Origin of the sequence: Kaistella soli, assembly GCF_019038595.1 — a bacterium.
GTDB classification, from domain to species: domain Bacteria; phylum Bacteroidota; class Bacteroidia; order Flavobacteriales; family Weeksellaceae; genus Kaistella; species Kaistella soli.
Genome location: NZ_JAHOPF010000006.1, coordinates 1 through 19,147, shown reverse-complemented (window position 1 = coordinate 19,147; position 19,147 = coordinate 1). Strand labels below are relative to the sequence as shown.

9 protein-coding genes are annotated in these 19,147 nt (G+C 35.5%); 7 read left to right on the top strand and 2 right to left on the bottom strand.

Translation table 11 applies throughout. From position 1 onward, the window contains the following. Positions 1 to 10: 10 nt before the first annotated feature. Positions 11 to 577: a hypothetical protein gene (locus KSK37_RS12120; protein WP_217201828.1), complete on the bottom strand. Its 567-nt coding sequence runs from the start codon at positions 575 to 577 to the stop codon at positions 11 to 13. Positions 578 to 809: 232 nt separating this feature from the next. On the opposite strand from KSK37_RS12120, the gene KSK37_RS12115 reads away from it, so the two are divergent. From KSK37_RS12115 to KSK37_RS12090, 7 genes are all read left to right on the top strand, one after another. Further along, positions 810 to 1,049 (top strand): hypothetical protein, encoded by a 240-nt coding sequence (locus tag KSK37_RS12115; protein WP_217201827.1) that lies wholly within the window; start codon positions 810 to 812, stop codon positions 1,047 to 1,049. 250 nt (positions 1,050 to 1,299) lie between these two features. After that, positions 1,300 to 1,431, top strand: coding sequence for a hypothetical protein (locus tag KSK37_RS14155; RefSeq protein WP_281418167.1), 132 nt, complete (start codon positions 1,300 to 1,302; stop codon positions 1,429 to 1,431). 138 nt (positions 1,432 to 1,569) lie between these two features. Next, positions 1,570 to 4,902: a hypothetical protein gene (locus tag KSK37_RS12110; protein ID WP_217201826.1), complete on the top strand. Its 3,333-nt coding sequence runs from the start codon at positions 1,570 to 1,572 to the stop codon at positions 4,900 to 4,902. 581 nt (positions 4,903 to 5,483) lie between these two features. Next, positions 5,484 to 7,100: a T9SS type A sorting domain-containing protein gene (locus KSK37_RS12105; protein WP_217201825.1), complete on the top strand. Its 1,617-nt coding sequence runs from the start codon at positions 5,484 to 5,486 to the stop codon at positions 7,098 to 7,100. Then, positions 7,097 to 10,660 carry a DUF5977 domain-containing protein gene (locus KSK37_RS12100; protein WP_217201824.1) on the top strand — a complete coding sequence of 1,188 codons (3,564 nt, stop codon included), beginning with the start codon at positions 7,097 to 7,099 and terminating at the stop codon, positions 10,658 to 10,660. Before KSK37_RS12105 ends, KSK37_RS12100 begins: the two co-directional genes overlap by 4 nt. A 195-nt stretch (positions 10,661 to 10,855) precedes the next feature. After that, positions 10,856 to 14,179 carry a hypothetical protein gene (locus KSK37_RS12095; RefSeq protein WP_217201823.1) on the top strand — a complete coding sequence of 1,108 codons (3,324 nt, stop codon included), beginning with the start codon at positions 10,856 to 10,858 and terminating at the stop codon, positions 14,177 to 14,179. Positions 14,180 to 14,184: 5 nt separating this feature from the next. Continuing rightward, positions 14,185 to 17,673, top strand: a complete 3,489-nt coding sequence (locus tag KSK37_RS12090; protein WP_217201822.1) for a DUF6443 domain-containing protein — start codon at positions 14,185 to 14,187, stop codon at positions 17,671 to 17,673. A 686-nt stretch (positions 17,674 to 18,359) separates the two neighbouring features. Here the strand turns inward: KSK37_RS12090 and KSK37_RS12085 are convergent. Next, positions 18,360 to 18,965: a transposase gene (locus KSK37_RS12085; RefSeq protein WP_217201821.1), complete on the bottom strand. Its 606-nt coding sequence runs from the start codon at positions 18,963 to 18,965 to the stop codon at positions 18,360 to 18,362. Positions 18,966 to 19,147: the final 182 nt, after the last annotated feature.

The window sequence follows — 19,147 nt, the reverse complement described above, 5'->3', positions numbered from 1 at the left end:
CCGATAATAACTAAGTTTTCGTTTTCTCTGCAAGACAAGAAACCGAAGATTTATAACTGAATCCCCTAAAATACCCCTGTAGATTTTCGAATATAATAAAGTCGATCAATTCGTTCATGCATAGAGTTTTAAAACCTCGGAACTTCGTGTAAGTTTCAAGTTGACATTCGGTCAGTTCTCTGATGGTGAAAAAATTCAGCCTCTGGAGCATATTCCGCATACGATTGGTGAAAGGAAAAGTGCTGTCTGATATTTTCCTGTCCAAAAGGGCACACTCAAAACGGTTATAAAGTTTTTCTTTTATTCTGCTGTGTCTGCTTCGGCGCAACCGCATCCTCTGCTTTTTGGTACGCTGAATGTTCCTTAGTTTTTTGGCGAATAAATTGACGCGGAGCACCAGTTGTTTATAAATCTTGACGATATCGGCTTTAGGGAGGCCATACCGGGTGCTTAAAAACCTTACCGCACGCTTTTCGTGCAACATTCTGTGCAGAATCTCATGTTCAATATTCCTGGCAACTTTGTACGCAGTGATAAACCGGAGCCCGCAAACCTGTTTTTGTAGTGATGGCTTCATAATCATAGATTTATGGTTGCATGAAGTTAAGAAAATATCAATTAAGATTGATGTTCTTCAAATCACGTGGCAAATCGTAAAAAGATATATCCACACAGATAGTTCCCTGTTAGGTTTTTCTGTTAAGTAACAAACATGACAAAAATCATTTTTAATTAATAGTTGTTAACAAAAAGGATGTAAATTGTTAAATAATGTTAATTTTGGAGCAAGTACATAATAAATCAAGCCTATGAAAAACATCTCTATTGGTGTATTATTTTTATTCGGTATACTCACTATAAACGGCCAGGAAATTAAAACCCTGTGGCAGAAAGATCTTCAGTCTTCCACACGGGATTTCCTCACAGCAATGACTTCTACCCAAGACCGGCAGATGCTGCCAGCTGGAAGATCAGTCAAAACGATAGCAGCTTTCCGCTGGTCTGTAAGAGGAGAACAACGGCTAGTGTCACAAGACACTAATATCTGATGACAGCTGTTGTTAATCAGGAAGGCGGTGGTTTCCCCGCCAATACCTCATATTGAAATCTGTCTGGCGAAAAAGAAACAAAGGAGGAGGTTTTGATGTATAGATTATCTGACTTGATGAAACGAAGAAGAACTGTGGCAGCAGATTCTGGGCAACACAGGGAATAATGAAGCCTCTGCGCAAATGACGGTGCTTTCCTTCTCGACGGAACTAGTGCAGAAGAATTTGGGAGCCAGGAAAACTGGAGATTATGAAACTGGGAAGCAAAGAACTGGAAAACTTTATCGAAAAACAGGAGATCAGAATCTATCACAATCCGGTCGATGATTACGCGTACGTGGAAATAGAACTGGATTTTAAAGAGGTGGAGATCGCCTCATGATATGTCGGGAAGACAATTACAAATAATTAAAACAAAAAATAGAGTGCCCCAAATTAATGCAGCCTCATTACGACAGGGGATTCATGTCGTAAGTGCCAAGCCCGAGAAGGGAAGTGTAAATTCCAAAATTGTGAAGAAATGAGAGTACTTACTAAACTAATATTTTTGTTTAACTTTTTATGCCCAGTGGTAATATATTGTCAAGTAGATTTTCCAGTAGGTAATAATAGTATTGATCCACTAATTCGTAATGTGGAAACTTCCCCAACTTTAAATAACGGGCTGTCAAATGCTGGTGTGAATATTTATAATATAGATGTTTCTAATGTTAGTATACCGATCCGATTAAATTATAATGGTCGAGGTGTTAGAGTAAACGAAGTAGCTTCTGAAGTCGGTTTAGGGTGGAATTTAAGTATTCCATACAGGATTTCCCGACAGGTTTATGGAAAGGCTGATGACTCCTATTTAGGTTATTTATATAACAGTATTTATCAAGATTTTTTTTCCTCATTACAGAAACGGCAAGAGGTAGCAAGTAATAACTCAGATTATGATTTTATTCCGGATAAATTTTATTTTTCTCTTCCCGGTAAGCAGGGAAGCTTTATATTTAATTGGGAAGATAAAGCCATACTGCAGCAGAAGTTTGATGATTTAAAAATTAAAGCTGATTACACAGATGGTGTTATCACTAAATTTGAGATAATTGATGAAAAAGGGTATAAATATATTTACGGTAATGACTACAAAAAGCACTCGGTAGCGGAACAATTGGTTTATACTTATGGAGCGGGTGTGGTGTCATCTCAGAGTAACATTGATACCTATTACGATTCATGGTATTTAAATTCGATTACAATTGATGGTATACAAAAGGTAACTTTCGAATATCAGGATTCTCTAGGCATTTTTTACGATAAAAATTATGATATTACGAAACAACCCATGTACTCAGAAGGTCAGCAGGAAACTTATTTCACACACAATCAGATACATGATAAACTATTATCAAAAATAACTTTTCCTAGTGGAAGTTTAGATTTTACTTATTCTGATAACAGGCCAGATTTAATAGCGGGGAATAGATTGGAAGAGATTACCCTTTTCTCAGCTGCTAAAGCTGTTAAAAAATATAGTTTACATTATTTCAATAAAGAATTTTCAGATAGTCATAATACCACGGGCGTCGTCCTTTCGTATGATCCTTCTGCAAAAACGCGTATGTTTCTCTCGCATATAGACGAGATTGATATCAGTTTAGATACAGCCTATAAAACAACTTCTTTTAAATATAGCAATATTAATCTGCCAGATAGATTTTCTAATTCTATTGATATGTATGGTTACTTCAACGGAGCAACAAATGGATATTTTTTAGATATAAATGGCCTGCATGGGCAGGTAAATAGGAAAGTTAATGAAACATTATCGTTGGGCGGAATCTTGGAGGAGATTAAATATCCGGGTGGATTAACTTCAAAATTTACATATGAACATAATGAAGGAATCAGTGCAATTCAGGATGCGGATATTATAAAAGTTAATGAAAGTAATGTTCAAAAATACTTTACGATAAGCAATTATTATAATCCTAATAGGAACAATTGCACAAGCATCGATTTTTTACTTGGTGAGTTTGAAACAGAAGTTGTCATTCCAAATAATGTTAATGTTTCCCAAGGTATTAAGGTCGATTTTAAAGTAAATAGCTTTATGGTCGAAGGACAGGAGGGTAACCCTTGTGACCATTTTATTGCTCAGATTTTGGATGAACAAAATGTGCCGTTGACTATATCACCAACCAGAAATTATCTAACAGTATTAGACAAGACATTACCAGGTGGGCTGTTACAAAATAACGCAACCTATAAATTGAAAGTGACGACTTGGAATTGTACTCAAGTTGAAAATGTGAATTTTTCTTTTGCAGTATCTTTAGAAGAAACGAGGTCACAAGGTGGGCAAACTGATCCAGCTCCTGTATATTACTTTGGAGAAGGAAAGAGAATTGCCGAAATTGCATACTTGGAAGATGATAAAGTTTTGAAAAAGTTCAAATATCAGTATGTTGACGGAAGTGGTAGAAAAAGCGGAATAATTATAGGGTATCCTTATTACTTCACCATTTTGGGAACCGTGCCCACTAGTATAAATCCTATACTTGATCCCTACGGCATAAGACCTGGCTCACCTCTGTCCTCATATAATATAAATAGCATTATTTATAATTCAGTGATAGAAAGCATAGAAGATAATAATAAACAAAAAGGTAAAACAGAGTATACGTATAGTACTTATAAAAATGGAGGAGGAAAATATTATAGATGGCCCTATTTTTATCCTGCGGATAACGAGTGGTTACGGGGGCTACCCTTGACTACAACGTATTTTAAAAGTGAAAACGGGACCTTTGAAAGAATTAAAAGTGTAGAAAACTTTTATCGAATTGGGAAGTTAGCTAACCCATCTTTGATAAGTGATCCACAATTTGTAATTGCTGGTAATATAGCATTATATAGTGATACAAATCGTTTCTCGCTACCATTAGCCCGTTTATACTACGATATAGAAGGAGAGGTAAATCCAAGTGCCCAAGAACCTCCAGAGGATTATAGGATTAATCCGAATTACTCTCCACACAGAGGTCAAAATTTATATTATAAACCTTTTTATTTTACAGGAGGGCGTTTGGAAAAAGAAAAAACCGAAGTCACAGACTATTTCGATTATGGAAAATTAACCACCACCACACAATATTATTATATAAATCCGCAGCATTTCCAATTAACATCAGAAAATACAAGGTTTTCTGATTTCACAACACAAGAAAATATATACCGCTATGCGTACGAAGAAGCTAATCAATTTTTGATTGACAAGAATATGATAGGTATTCCTTTGAAAACAGAAGTGAAGAAAAATGATGTTATAATCTCCAAGACAGAAACGAAATATCCGGTTTCTCAGTTCGTTGCCAATGCAAATACCGCTGGATTACCCTTACCTTATGGAGTTGACACTCGCAATCTACAATCGAATCTAATGGAGATGAAGGTTTCTTATGATAAGTATGATGAAAAAGGAAATCTTCTACAATACACTACCAAGTCTGGTGGATCTGTTGCTATTATTTGGGGGTACAATCAAACGCAACCTATTGCAAAAATTGAAGGAGCTACTTATGCCCAAGTATCACCTTCAGCGGCAGCAATTATTGATGCTTCAGAATATGGGGATCCAAACTACTCAGAAACTAAATTAACAGTTGAACTTGACACCTTCAGAAAAAGCCTGCCTACTTTTCAGATTACCACCTATACTTATAAACCCCTAATTGGGGTAACAACTATTACACCGCCTTCCGGCATTAGAGAAATTTACAAATACGATACTGCAAACAGGTTGCGGTCAGTCACTGATGTGAACGGAAATATACTAAAAGAATACAGTTATCAATATAAACAATAGATCTTGTGATAGAATGTCTGCCACCTAATGTGGATCATCGTAAATTTTTTAAGAAATATAAATCGAGGAAATTAAATAAAAAATTTTGTTGCCAACGATGATCTAACAGAAATAGAGTTTAAAAAAAGGAGGATATGAACATGAGACGGATGTGCTGCAGAACAGTTTTAGATATCTAAACAGTTACAATATCAACAGGACGGACAAAAGTCATCCTGTTAAAAAAACCGGAAAGTGTTGTATATGGCATACAGCAACGCAGATCAATTCCTACTTGCGGGATCGCTAAAATGACGCATGGTCGCTTCTCTGTAATAATATCAGGTAAGACCTCAAAAATATTGGTGTATAAAAACAACCAATATGACAAAAATCACTTTTAAGTAATAGTTGTTATCAAAAAGCATAAAAATTGTTAAATAATGTTAATTTTGGATCAATCACATACATAAATTAAGCCTATGAAAAATATCTCTACTGGTGTATTATTTTTATTCGGTATACTCAATACCAGCGGCCAGGAAATGAAAACCCTTTGGCAGAAAGATCTTCAGTCTTCCACACAGGATTTCCTTACGGCAATGACTACGACTGTAGACAGGCAAATCCTGCTTTCCGGCAGTTCCATCAATCAAAAATCGCAACAACTCTCCACTGGTACGCAAAAGCAAAACCGAGGTTATGATTACCATTTGGTAAAATTGGACCAGCAGGGTAATAAAATTTGGGATCGATACTTTGGCGGGAACAGACATGACTATTTGATATCCTCCATTGCTACGCAGGAAGGTGGTTTTCTTCTTGCGGGAACTTCATTCTCCAACGAGTCAGGAGATAAAAAGGAGAACAATTTGGGAGGATCAGATGTTTGGATGGTGAGATTGGATGAAAACGGAGAAGAACTGTGGCAAAAGACATTAGGTACAAAAAGTAATGACGAAGCTTCGTCGGTGGTGCAAACCATCGATTTGGGATTCTTTGTAGCAGGAAATATCAATTCTCACCAGGATTTGTTTGGATCCAAAGATGTCTTTGTGTCCAAATTAAGTAAAAAAGGAGAGTTTACCAATACGGTTATTTTAGGTGGTAAAGGACTGGACGAAGTTCAGGAGGTTATCCCTACTAAAGATGGTGGAGCTGTTGTTCTGGTGTATTCTAAATCGGGGAGAACGGAAAATATTAATCTTCCCAATAAGGTGGAAAATGAAAAACCGCGGGAATTTGCAGATAAACGAAATAAGCGGGACGAACAAAATAATCAAAACCAATCCATAGATATTCTCTCTTTTTCAAACTCATCATTAAATAAGAAAAATGATAACCCCATTATTCAATATCATGCTAAAAGTGAAGATAGTTTTGGTGAAGGAGATTATTGGATTGTTAAATTGAATAAAGAGGGCAGGATGGAATGGCAAAAGACTTATGGCGGGAAAGAAGATGACCGGCCTAAAACTATTGCTTTTACAGAAAACGGATACGTCATTGCGGGAGAGAGCCGAAGCAGTGCTTCAGGCAATAAACGAGAGAACATTAAAGAAGGAACCGATATCTGGGTTATTACTATTGATGAGGACGGAAATGAAATTTGGCAAAAGAATTACAGCTTCGGAAATAGGGATGTAGTGATGAGCTTAGATGTTATTCGCAGAACAGGAAAAAATAATGTCAGTGAGGACAAAGGGTTTTTGATTGGAGGGTTCACCCAGGCTGAGGAAAAGATACAAACTGATGATGAAAAGTTTTGGATGTTATATATAGACAGCAATGGAAAAGAAGAATGGAGAAAACACGTGGAAGGAAAATCAAACAAAAAGGAGGAACGGTTAGTTTCTGCAAAGTTACAAAGTGACGGAACTTACTTATTGGCCGGAACCAGCGCAGAAGAACTGGGACAGGAAAACTGGAAGATTATAAAATTGGGAAGTAAGGAACTGGAAAATCTGATTGAGAAGCAGGATATTCGAATTTATCCTAATCCTGTTGAGGATTATTGTTATGTAGAGATTGGTTTTGAGTTACGAAATAATGATGAAGCTAAAATTTTTCTACATGATATGACTGGTAAACAAGTGCAAATGCTAAAAACAAAACATCAGGTTACCAAAATCAATACACAAACCCTTCCCCAGGGCTTATATATCGTAACCGCTAAAACAAATATTAAATCTGCTAGTGCTAAAATTGTGAAGAAATGAGTAGGAGAGTATTTAATATTTACTGGGTATTGTTATTTCCTTTAGGGTTATTTGGACAAACGTTAGAATTGCCCAAAAACATACAGTCACCGAATGCATCGTCATTAGGTAAATATGGCGACATACCCATGAATCTATCAACAGGCCGGGCGAATGTTAATGTTCCCATATATTCTTTAAATGATGCCAATATTCCACTTGACATCAGTCTTAGTTATGATACAGGAGGAGTGTTGGTTAATGATCATCCCGGTTGGGTTGGTCAAAATTGGTCGCTCAATGCGGGAGGGATCATAACAAGGACAATGAAAGGTGGTTTTGACGAACATGAAACAAATGGGACGCAGGGCCATATTCAGCGTGGATATCTGTTTACTCATAACACATTAGCGCTACTGAACTGGAATACGCCAACCAATTTAACAAATATAGCTTTTAGTGCACAGCAAAATAATAATCCTGATTTAGAGCCAGATATATTCACATTTAGCTTTATGGGGTTTAGTGGGAAATTTTTTCTTGGTGAGGATGGTGAATGGAAAGTTTCTTCAGACAGTAATATTAAGGTTGTAATTGATCTTGATGACCGTGTAAAACCACTGAATCTTGAGAATGTAGGGTATACTCCTTACAGTCTCGGGATCCCCCCAATAAAAACAATAGGGAAAATTAAGTTAATCGATGGGGAGGGTAATCAATACATTTTTGGAGGAAAAATGAATGCTATTGAGTTTAACGTGAGTGACTTCTTTGACCAGTCGTACAATTTCATGATGGCCTCAGCATGGTATTTATCCGAGGTTGTTGATAGATATGGTAACGACGTTTATTCATTTTCGTACGAAAGAGGAGGATATCAGGCTTCATTCTTTAATAGTTACCAATTAAATAATTATAAATTGGTAAGCCATAGTAATCTAAATTCAGGTTGTCAACAAATGGAGTATTTGAATGTTTTAACAGCGCCGGGACAATTAATTCTCCCTTCTTATTTGAGTAAAATACAGGCTTTTCAATCAAATACTGTTGTGGATTTCAAATCGTCAGAAAGCCAGGCGCTCCACTATTCTACAGCTGATCGCTCGTTACTTGAATCCTATGTCCAATGGGATCATAATAAAATTATACCCGGTGCTAATAATATTCGTGAAAAGGCACTTTCCACCTTTTTCTATCTTTATCATGACATGGATGGGGTTACACAACTACCTCCCGATATGCCTTGGGGACAATTGACTTTTGAATCAATACTGAAAAGGTTAAAATGGAGAAAACTTGATAGAATTGCCATTAACGGGAATATCCTGTCTAAAGAAATAAATTTTAAGTATAATGATGACCCAAAGACCAGACTAAAGCTAGAAAGTTTAAAATCTTCAGATGATCATGCATACGAATTCTCTTATATAAAATTTGAGTCTTTACCTAATTATTTATCCAAATCTGTAGATCATTTTGGTTATTACAATGGCAAAGATTTTTCTCTTGATCCAAATCTGCATTCTAGAACTAGAAACTCTAATGTTTCTATGGTTCAATTTGGGGCATTAAACAGAATTGTATATCCCACAAAAGGCTCAACATTTTTCGAATATGAACCCCATAAGTATTCGAAGACATTAAATGATAATTTTCAGCTTGATAATGAGGAAGGTTATATTGGTGGTATAAGGATCAAAAGAAAATCAGAGTATGACAGCAATTTTCTTCCTATTAGAAGTGTTGATTACCTCTACACAAACATATTAAATTCAAGAAAATCCTCTGGAATTCTTGTAAAGAAAAATAAGTATATATTTCCCAATTGGTTTTCGTTCCGAACTCCTACTCATGATGTTTATGCAGATCTTTTTAATATAAACTCCATAATTCCCCTTTCAAATTTTTCAGGTTCTTTTATAGAATATAGCAATGTAATAGAGAGAGAAACGGGGAAGGGATATACGGTTAACAGCTTTTCAAACTACGAGGATGATCCTAATAAAAAGGGAATATCCTTAGTGGAATCAAATAGCATTATGGAACCCAGAACGGAGATGGGTTTTAGAAGGGGGAAAATTAAGTTAAAGTCCTATTATGATGAAAATGGTCATCTGCTGCAGACCGAAAAGTATGATTACAAATACAATCTTATGCAGAAGGTGCGTGCATTTAATTATAATTGGGTTGAAATATGTAAAAATTCTGATTTTTATATTCCTGTTGGAACGGGATATGAAATCTATTACGCAGACAATGCACAAACTGAAAAGATAACGACAATATACAATGGCACAGATAGTATTACGAACAAAGAAACTTTCTATTATGATCTGAAAGACAATTTTGGTGATCAGTTTTTAAGATCAAGACGGATCGAATATCCTGATAAAAAAACTGAAATTGAGAGCTATAAGTATACGTTTGATGTCACATCACCAGTATATACCGAATTGGCAAATAAGCGAGAATATAGTACGATATTTAAAGAAAATACACTGAATAATCTTCCGATTTCAAAATCAGAGGTTAAATACTCAAAAGTTCCTGTTCACGATGCTAAGGGTAACGTGACTACTGGCCAAAATATTTTCCCTAATGCTTATGATGCTTCTAAATTCGGCAACACTCTAGAGAGTGAATTAGTAATTGATAAATATGATAAGTACGGCAATATATTAATGGCACATGCAAAAGGTAAATTTTACTATTACTATTATGCCTACAATGGTAAATATGCCATATTGAAAATTGAAGGAGGTTCAGTTACTAAAAATATGGACGTTGAGATAGAAAGTCTCATCACTCTTTGCGAGAGCAGCACCTCAATCAATTCTCAAATTATTAATGCACAGCAAGAAATAAGAGAATTATTACCCGACCACCAAATTACTGCATATACTTATTTTCCTAATATCGGAATTGAATCTATTTCGCCTCCCTCTGGGATTACAGAATATTATGTCTATGATGACAATTATAGATTACAGGCAATAAAAAATTCCAAAAATGAAATTGTAAAGGAGTTCACTTATAACTATAACAGTGTAGATCCTCTGAGCGGAATTTTTTACAATGGAGAAAGAAAAGATAATTTCACAAAGAACGATTGTCCGGATGGGCAGAACGGTGGGGATTACGAATATATCATTCCATTCGGAAAATATTTTTCATTTATAAGTCAGCAGGATGCTGATAGTAAAGCTTATCAGGATCTAATTAATAACGGACAGGCAGAAGCTAATTTCAATGAGACTTGTGAGGTTAAGCAATGTATTAGACTTAGTTCATTCAGGAATGGGGTTACTGTAGATAAAATCGGCTATAGAAAGGTTAAAGTTACCATTGATTTGCATTTTAACAATTTATATTACGATTGGAATAAGGGAGTAACGATCGCAGAAATAGATTTGGAATGTTCCCCTGCTTATAAAACGTTCAGATATGATATTGGTACAGCAGATCCTAATGCTATTTGGACGGTTTATGTAGATGTATATGGAAAAATGATCTTAAAATACGATGGTGATATTGCACAGATACCACACTATCAGATGTCCTTTATATTTTATACCGATTAGCTTCCCGCATATTGTAAGCTGGTTTTATAAGTAAAAAAAAATGGTTTCCCGCAATATTAAATAAATGACAGACTTTCTACAAACATATTCACCTATGTTGTGCTGGGTTGTAGGAGGAATATGGGAAAGGGTTTAAGAAGACAGAAACAGTATTTTACCGTATTATCACAGATACAAACATAAAAACAATATAAAGTGACAGAAATTAAAATCGCAGATTTACCGCAACAGATGTATGTACTAAAAGGCAACAGCAATGGAGACATCTGCAGGCATTGGTATTATGAGATGCTATGGATAAGAAAAATAATGACGGTGGTATTGATAGTCTTCAGTTTAATTACAAAAGCGCAGTTCGATATAAAAAAGATTTTCCCTCCAAGTCCGGATGTAAATGCACTGTTGAAGTTTACTGATCAGGAAGTTAATTTAAGTACGGGAATCCCTAAAATTTCCATTCCTATTTATAATATTGTGATGGGAAATATAAATTATCCAATTTCCTTAGATTACTATGCTGGAGGAATTAAGGTTGATGAAATATCCAGTAATGTAGGGCTGGGTTGGAGTTTAATTGGTAAAGGTTTGGTAACACGAGTAGTAAAGAATTTGCCTGATGATAACAGTAATGGCTATATGTATACCAGCGCGACCATCCCCAAAATGAGGATTGGATACTATAATAATCCCAGATATGGTGGCGAGCAAGAAAATAATGATTTGGAGCCCGACTTGTTTAATGTTTCGGCTGGAAGTCTGAATGTGTCATTTTATTATGACCGTGCAAATAATGAATTTATTCAAGTTCCGTTAACGGAAAATAAAATAATACCAAATATCATCGGTGGGGTAATAAAATCATGGATAATTACAGATAGCTTTGGTAATAAATATTATTTTGGCACTTATAATGAGGTGGAGCATTCTGAAAATTCAAAAAGCATTTCAATAACAAATGCAGTATCTGATACTGGCTATACAATTCCAAATTATATTACAACATGGTATTTAACAAAAATTGAAGCCCCAAATTCTGAGACTATAACATTTGAATATGAACAACAGCCAACTTACACTCTGTACTCAAAATTAGAAGAGAGTAAAATTATCTCTCCAAATTCTCATATATATGCTGTACAACCTTCTATACCCTTTAAGAGAAATTATACCTCTAGAAATGTAAAAGAAAGAAGATTGGTGAAAATTAAAAATAACTTAACTGAAATCGATTTTGTTTCTAATTCAGTACCAAGAGCTGATCTTCCGGAATCCAGATCAATTAATGAAATAGTCATTAAGAATGGTCCTGAAAAAATAAGAAAAGTAGTTCTGAACTCAGCTTATTTTATGGCTGATTTAACTTATAACTATGACGAACGTTATTATCAATATTACGACAATTTCAGATTAAAACTAAACTCGATAAATATTTTTGAAGGCTCATCTGTTACTCCTTTGAAATACAATTTCACATATTATCCTCAAGATTTGCCAAATAGGTATAGTTTCTCACAAGATGCATGGGGATTTTTTAATGGGAAAAACAATACATCTTTAATTCCCAAAACGGATCTTTTTCCCATAACAGCAATTGCAGGTATAGCAGGTGATGCCGACCGATCGGTTTCAATTTTGCCAAGCCTTGCATCTACCCTCAAGGAAATAAAATATCCTACTGGCGGATCAATTGAGTACGAATACGAGTTAAATGATGCAGATCGAATTCTAGATTTATCTTATCCCTTCAATTTTTCCGCATCAAACCCAAAAACTTTTGGTTTAAGAGCTGATGTAATCATCACTCCGACGGATGTTGTTGTACTGCAAAAAGATTATGAGCAAGTTTTTACCATTTCAAATGCGGCATCGTATGTCACTGTAAATGCCCGAAATGAAGGCTGTAATAGTTCTATATTTAATAACACAAACTGCAACTTTACACTAAAAATTCAAAACCTTCAGGATCAGTCGGAGATTTCGATTGGGCAGTCAGAATTATCACTCAGGTTGCTACCTGGGGACTATAAGCTAATTGCCAAAAACAGACAAATTAACAACAGCAGTCATCCGTTGCAATTTGGATTCGAGATTGATCTCGGTTGGGAAGAATTCCAAAATGAAGATGGCACAAACGGATCCGTGGGAGGTGGAAATACAAAAATTGGAGGGTTGAGGTTAAAAAAGTATTCATTAAAAGACGAATTCGGAAATATTGTAAAGAGTAAAAATTATCTCTATAAAATTGACCGGAAATCATCGGGAACTGTTCTCAATTATCCACTGCATATTGAAAAGGATTACTACTCAACCGAAGGTGGTTCATATAAAATATCGAGCAGTACCTTACATTCCTTTTTCAACAGTGGAAGACCTGTATATAAAAAAGTGACGGAAATAGATTATGACAATGAAGGGGAAAGTTTAGGAAGAACGGAACATTTTTTTAACGTCGACGATAGATCAGTAGTGCAGTCTGATCAACCGACAACCTTACTTAGAAACAAAAGTGACTTATTTCAGCACTGGAGAAATTCTTTATTATTAGAGAAAATCGTTTATAATAAAGATAGTGACACTCTAAAAGTAATAACGAATTCGTATTCCTCTAAGCTGGGAAAAGAAATCAGCGACTTCGGTTTAGTTGCAGAATATCGTTTGACCGATTTTTTTGGACCTTTTTACAGATATCAATTCTACCCTCTATTTACCGAGATCTATAATATTGATTCAACAACTACATCCGATTACCTAACTGGAAAAGTGTTAAAAACGACTACTGATTATTTTTATGGTTATCCCATTCATAAACAATTAACCTCTCAAAAAATAATAACTCCTGACATGTCCACGAGGGAAATTTCATATCAATACGCTCATGAAAAAGGAAATCAATTTTTGATCGATAAGAATATCGTGGGAACACCCTTAGAAACTATGATAGTAAAAAAAGCAGATTCTTTAGATATTGGAAAAATCATTTCCAAAGAGGAAACGGTTTTTCCGTTGAGTCAGGGTGATGCGGATGCAAATACCTCAGGATTTCCTTTGCCGAAATCGGTTTTACTCTATGATATACAGAAGACTTTATCATCGCCTACTGAGATCACATACGATCAGTATGATAACAAAGGCAACCTCATCCAATACACCACAAAAGCAGGGGTTTCCACTGTAATCATTTGGGGCTATAACCAGTCGCAGCCAATAGCAAAAATAGAAGGAGCTAAGTTATCTGACATTCCTCAGGGCTTAATTACAAATATTGTAAATGCATCAGATTACAGCAACCCCTCTTACTCGGAATCAAATTTAATAACTCAATTAGATACTTTCAGAGTTGGCTTGCCCGGTTACCAGATCAGTACTTTTACTTATAAACCTTTAATTGGAGTAACCAGTATCACACCTCCTTCAGGAATCAGAGAGATGTACAACTATGATAGTTCAAATAGATTGCAATCGGTTGTTGATTTAAACGGTAATGTAATTAAAGAATACGGTTACAAATACAAACAATAAACATAATGAAAAAATTCTACTTAATACTACTTATGGGATGGTTTGCCGTCTTCAGTTCACAAACTGTACTTCCCAGCGGGCTTACCACTCTTACAACAGAAAACTTCGTTTACAGCAGACAATATTTGGAGCCTACACGTACCAGCGAAAAAAGTAAAAAACAGCAGCAGTCTGTTACGTACTTTGATGGCCTGGGCCGACCAAAGCAGACTGTAGCTATTAAAGCATCACCCAAAGGCAACGATTTGGTTACTACCATTCCTTATGATAACTTTGGCAGGCAGATAGATTCCTATTTATCTGTATCAATGGTTAGCAAAGATGGAGGAATCCAAGCATTAGATCCAGCAGGTGTGGTCACCTATTATACAAGCCCACAAAACAGTACCACTAAAGATTTCTCTCTTACAGATGCCAAACCTTTTTCTCACAAGGTTTTAGAAAGTTCACCTTTAAACCGAATTCAGCAGCAGGTACAGGTAGGAGATGCATGGCAAAACAAACCTGTAACTTTTGATTATGAAACCAATTCAGGCACTGACGTATTCAAGTTCGGCACAGTTGACCCAGTTCCTTGGAAAGCTGGAGTTACTAATAATACACTGTCCCTGACAGTTGGTGCTGAATATTATCCAGCCAATCAGCTTTATAAAAACAAAGTGACTGATGAAGATGGAAATATTTCCTACGAGTTTAAAAATGGTGAAGGACAAACCTTATTAGTAAGAAAAATGGAAGGACTGACTCCTGTCGATACATATTATATATATAACGAATACAATTTATTGGCATATGTTCTTTCACCATTGGCATCAGATGCTATAAAGAACAATTTGAATATTGATTTAAGTTCAGATGGTCCTACATTATCACAACTGTGTTATCAGTACAGGTATGATGGAAGAGGCCGGTTAGCAGAAAAAAAACTTCCGGGGAAAGGCTGGGAGTATATGGTATATGACCAACAGGACAGACTGGTTTTGACTCAGGACGCAAATCTTAGATTAACCACCAATAACTTTAAAGCCAGAGGCTGGCTGTTCACCAAGTATGATATGTTTGGAAGGGTGGTTTATACCGGCTTCTTCAAAAATACGGCAACCCGCGATGCTATGCAGACTGCCTTGAATAACATGAAAGGACTTAATAATGAAGTGCGGGTCTCCACAGCCTCTATTACCTTGCAGGGATTACCATTGTTTTACACCAAGAACGCCTTTCCAACAGGAAGCATGACTTTACTTTCCGTCAATTATTATGATACTTATCCTATAGGAACACCCTATCCAGTTGGTAATACCATTCAGGGTGAGCCCATTTTGGAAGATATTTTTCCTGCTGGAGTCACCCAATCTACCAGATCTCTGTCCACCGCTTCTTTTGTTAAAAATATAGAAGATGATTACTGGACAAAAAACTACACCTTTTATGACCGAAAAGGAAGACAAATAGGAAACCACAGCGTCAATCATCTCGGCGGTTTTACCATAACAGAAAATATTCTCGATTTTACGGGCCTTCCTCAGAAGTCCTTTACCCATCACAGCAGGCAAAGCACAGGCAATAGTGTCACCATAGAAGAAACCTTTACGTATGACCACCAAAACCGTTTACTAAAGAATGAACATCAGATCGATAAACAATTACCTGAAATATTGGCAGAAAACACCTATAACGAAATCGGGCAGGTCATCAAGAAAAAAGTGGGTGACAGGATTCAGGAAATCGATTATACGTATAATATCCGCGGCTGGATGACGACTATAAATGATCCCTCTAGTCTGGGTACAAAATTATTTGGATACAAAATAAAGTATAATAATGTGGATGGCTTAAAAGTTCCAAATACAGATTTTATTAATGATAAAGTAATACCTAAATACAATGGCAATATTGCAGAGGTGGATTGGGCAACTGCCAATGATTTTATTTTACGCAGATACGGCTACGTATATGATGGCTTGAACCGTCTTACGGCAGGTTATTATCAGGATTCCCAAAATCCTTCAGCAAGGGAATACTTTGAACGCTTACTTTATGATAGGAATGGAAATATTACAGAATTAAAACGTTCGAGCTCAGTAATAGCCGGAAATGCTTTTGCAGCTTTAATAGATAATTTAACGTATTCCTACACAGGAAACCAATTGCAAACCATTTCAGATGCTCAACAGAATGACGATGGATATCCATATACAGCCATTCCAAACCGCGTTACTTACGATTCCAATGGCAACATGACCTCAGAGAAGAATAAAAACATTAATTCAATTTCCTACAATTTCTTAAACTTATCTAACGAGGTAAAAGTGGTGGAAGTTGATATGTCAACAACCGTAAATTACACTTACAGCGCAGACGGTGTTAAAAAAAATAAAACAGTATCCATAATCTGTCCTACATGCAGGTCGGGTGATAAAAGTACAGATTATCTGAACGGCTTCCAATATGAAAATGAAGTGTTGCAATTTATGCCCACTGCAGAAGGTTATTATGATTTTGTAAAAAATACGTACATTTACAATTACACCGATCATCTCGGAAATGTAAGGTTAAGTTACTTTAAAAACAGCGCAGGAGTTGTTACCATTGATACTGAAAACAATTATTATCCTTTTGGCCTGAAACACAAGGGTTATAATGAAAACCAATCAAGCGCTACTTACAACTACAAGTACAACGGCAAGGAGTTACAAGAGACCGGAATGTACGACTATGGAGCGAGAATGTACATGCCGGATATAGGAAGATGGGGTGTGGTGGATCCGCTGGCGGAAGTAAATAGGTCTTGGTCACCATATCGTTACGCTTACAATAACCCTTTACGATTCATTGATCCTGATGGTAGATTGGAGGATTGGGTTGGCAATACAGATGAAAATGGTAGTACAACATGGGAATGGAAAGATAATATAAAAAGTGCCGATCAAGCAAAAGCAGCAGGATATGATTCATATTCTGATGGTGTCACAAATAATACATACACAACGAATGATGGAATTGATGTTACTCTACTACCTAACAATTCTTATCAAACTGAAACGACCGAAATTAGTACAACAGAAACAAAACTAGGGACTGCAAATGTTATCACAGCAACACAAACAACTGTTTTATATAGAAATTTACCCGATGCAATGCAAGGCGTTGAAACTACAATTAAAAATTATACATATAATTTTCAAAAAAATCACGGAGGGTATTTAAAGTTGGATTATGGAGCGGAAAAAATAGGTTCTTTAGATAAATTGACTAATTTTTCATATGAAGCGTTTTATAATATCAATCAAAAAGGACAAAAAACTTTAAATTTTTTAAATAATCAACCTGATTTTTGGACAGGAGGGGTAAAACAATATGATAACCTACCCAACTCCTTTATTCCCCAAAAAATGAAAGACGAAATTAAATTAAGGATGATTCAAAAGATGGGTAGTGATATAGATGTAACTCAAAATTTATTGGAGGGTCTTAGAAGTCTTATGTCTAATTAAATATTTATTTGGTATGAAAAAAATAAGTAAGTACATCTATTTTTTAATTTTGATTTTCAATGTAGATTCATTTAAAGCAGTAGTTGTTTTATTGTTCAAATTTATTGCTTTAAAAAATATAGCATCTCCTATTTTGTTGTTTTATAGTAGCATCTTTCTGATATATATTGTTTTACCGTTATTTTATTCTTATGTGCTTTTAAAGTTTTCGAAAAAAACACACTGGGTGATTTTACTCTATTTTTCATCTACTTTATTGCCTGCAAGAATATTTAGTAGAAATGACGGATTATTTTTATCTTGTACTTTTTTTGTTACTACTTTTTTAATATTATATTTAATTAACCAATATCGCCGCTCTGTCCCCGTAAATAACAAGGTTTCGTCTAATAACCAACATCTTTAAAATTATTTTCCTATTTTTTATAAAATGCAGTATTCATAGCTATTACAAAGAAAAATAATTTCTTTAATCCTCGGTTCGAAAAATTCGAACCGAGGATTTTATTGGTTTCTATTTTCAATAAAACGTCCCCGCTCCCGCATTCTATCGTAAAAAACAGGTAAAATCTCATTTTTTTAAGCGGCATACTTTCTCAAATTAATATAAGGTTCCTGTCTGTTGATTACTGCGAAAACCCCCGATCCCGCATTCTATCGTATAAAACAAGTAAAATCTCATTTTTTTAAGCGGCATACTTTCTCAAATTAACATATGGTTCCTGTCTGTTGATAACTGCGAAAACCCTCGCCAGAAGCTTATTTCTGATGTTGTTTAGAACTAGCATCTTATTTTTGCCCTCGCCAACCTTTCTTTGAAAATATTCTTTCAGTTCAATATCGTATTTATTAGCGCTTAATGCACACATATTCAACAGACTTTTGAGTTTTTTATCTGCCAGGTTGTTTACTTTCGTCCTCCCGTTAATGCTGCTGCCAGATTGATACGGGAAAGGGGCTACTCCTGCATAACAGGCGACTTGTCGCGCTTCTTTGAAGGCCGTGAAGTTCTTTGTTACAATCATTAAATAGAGCGCTGTTTGTTTACCTATTCCGGGTATACTCGTGATCAGTTTAAAGTTCTTTTCCATTGCAGCATGCTCCTTCAGGATGACACCCAAACGATCCTCTATCTTTTTTAAGTTTGCATGTAAGCTCTTTAAAATACTGTTAGTGGACTTCAGGATCTCCTTTTGTATTTCTCTGGGCAAAAAGTCTGTATTTTCAAACTCCTTCTCATATTGGGATATTGACTTGATTATTTTTTCCCGATGGGTATACAGCAGTCTCATTTCGGTCAGATGAATCTCTGTAACCGTAGAAAGACTAATTTTAAATCGATGACTCTATAGTTCCCCCGGAAAATCGGACAGTAAGTTTAGTTGAAAAAAAACAATTAAATTTACAATATGTCACAGCGAAGAAAATTCAATTCAGGATTCAAATTTAAAGTAGTAGTTGAAGCATTAAGCGA

What these genes read in the sequence shown, in the direction of transcription:
- KSK37_RS12105 (WP_217201825.1), top strand. Translation starts at nt 5,484, where the DNA reads ATGACTACGACTGTAGACAGGCAAATCCTGCTTTCCGGCAGTTCCATC.
- KSK37_RS12120 (WP_217201828.1), bottom strand. Translation starts at nt 577, where the DNA reads ATGAAGCCATCACTACAAAAACAGGTTTGCGGGCTCCGGTTTATCACT.
- KSK37_RS12100 (WP_217201824.1), top strand. Translation starts at nt 7,097, where the DNA reads ATGAGTAGGAGAGTATTTAATATTTACTGGGTATTGTTATTTCCTTTA.
- KSK37_RS14155 (WP_281418167.1), top strand. Translation starts at nt 1,300, where the DNA reads ATGAAACTGGGAAGCAAAGAACTGGAAAACTTTATCGAAAAACAGGAG.
- KSK37_RS12090 (WP_217201822.1), top strand. Translation starts at nt 14,185, where the DNA reads ATGAAAAAATTCTACTTAATACTACTTATGGGATGGTTTGCCGTCTTC.
- KSK37_RS12085 (WP_217201821.1), bottom strand. Translation starts at nt 18,965, where the DNA reads ATGAGACTGCTGTATACCCATCGGGAAAAAATAATCAAGTCAATATCC.
- KSK37_RS12115 (WP_217201827.1), top strand. Translation starts at nt 810, where the DNA reads ATGAAAAACATCTCTATTGGTGTATTATTTTTATTCGGTATACTCACT.
- KSK37_RS12110 (WP_217201826.1), top strand. Translation starts at nt 1,570, where the DNA reads ATGAGAGTACTTACTAAACTAATATTTTTGTTTAACTTTTTATGCCCA.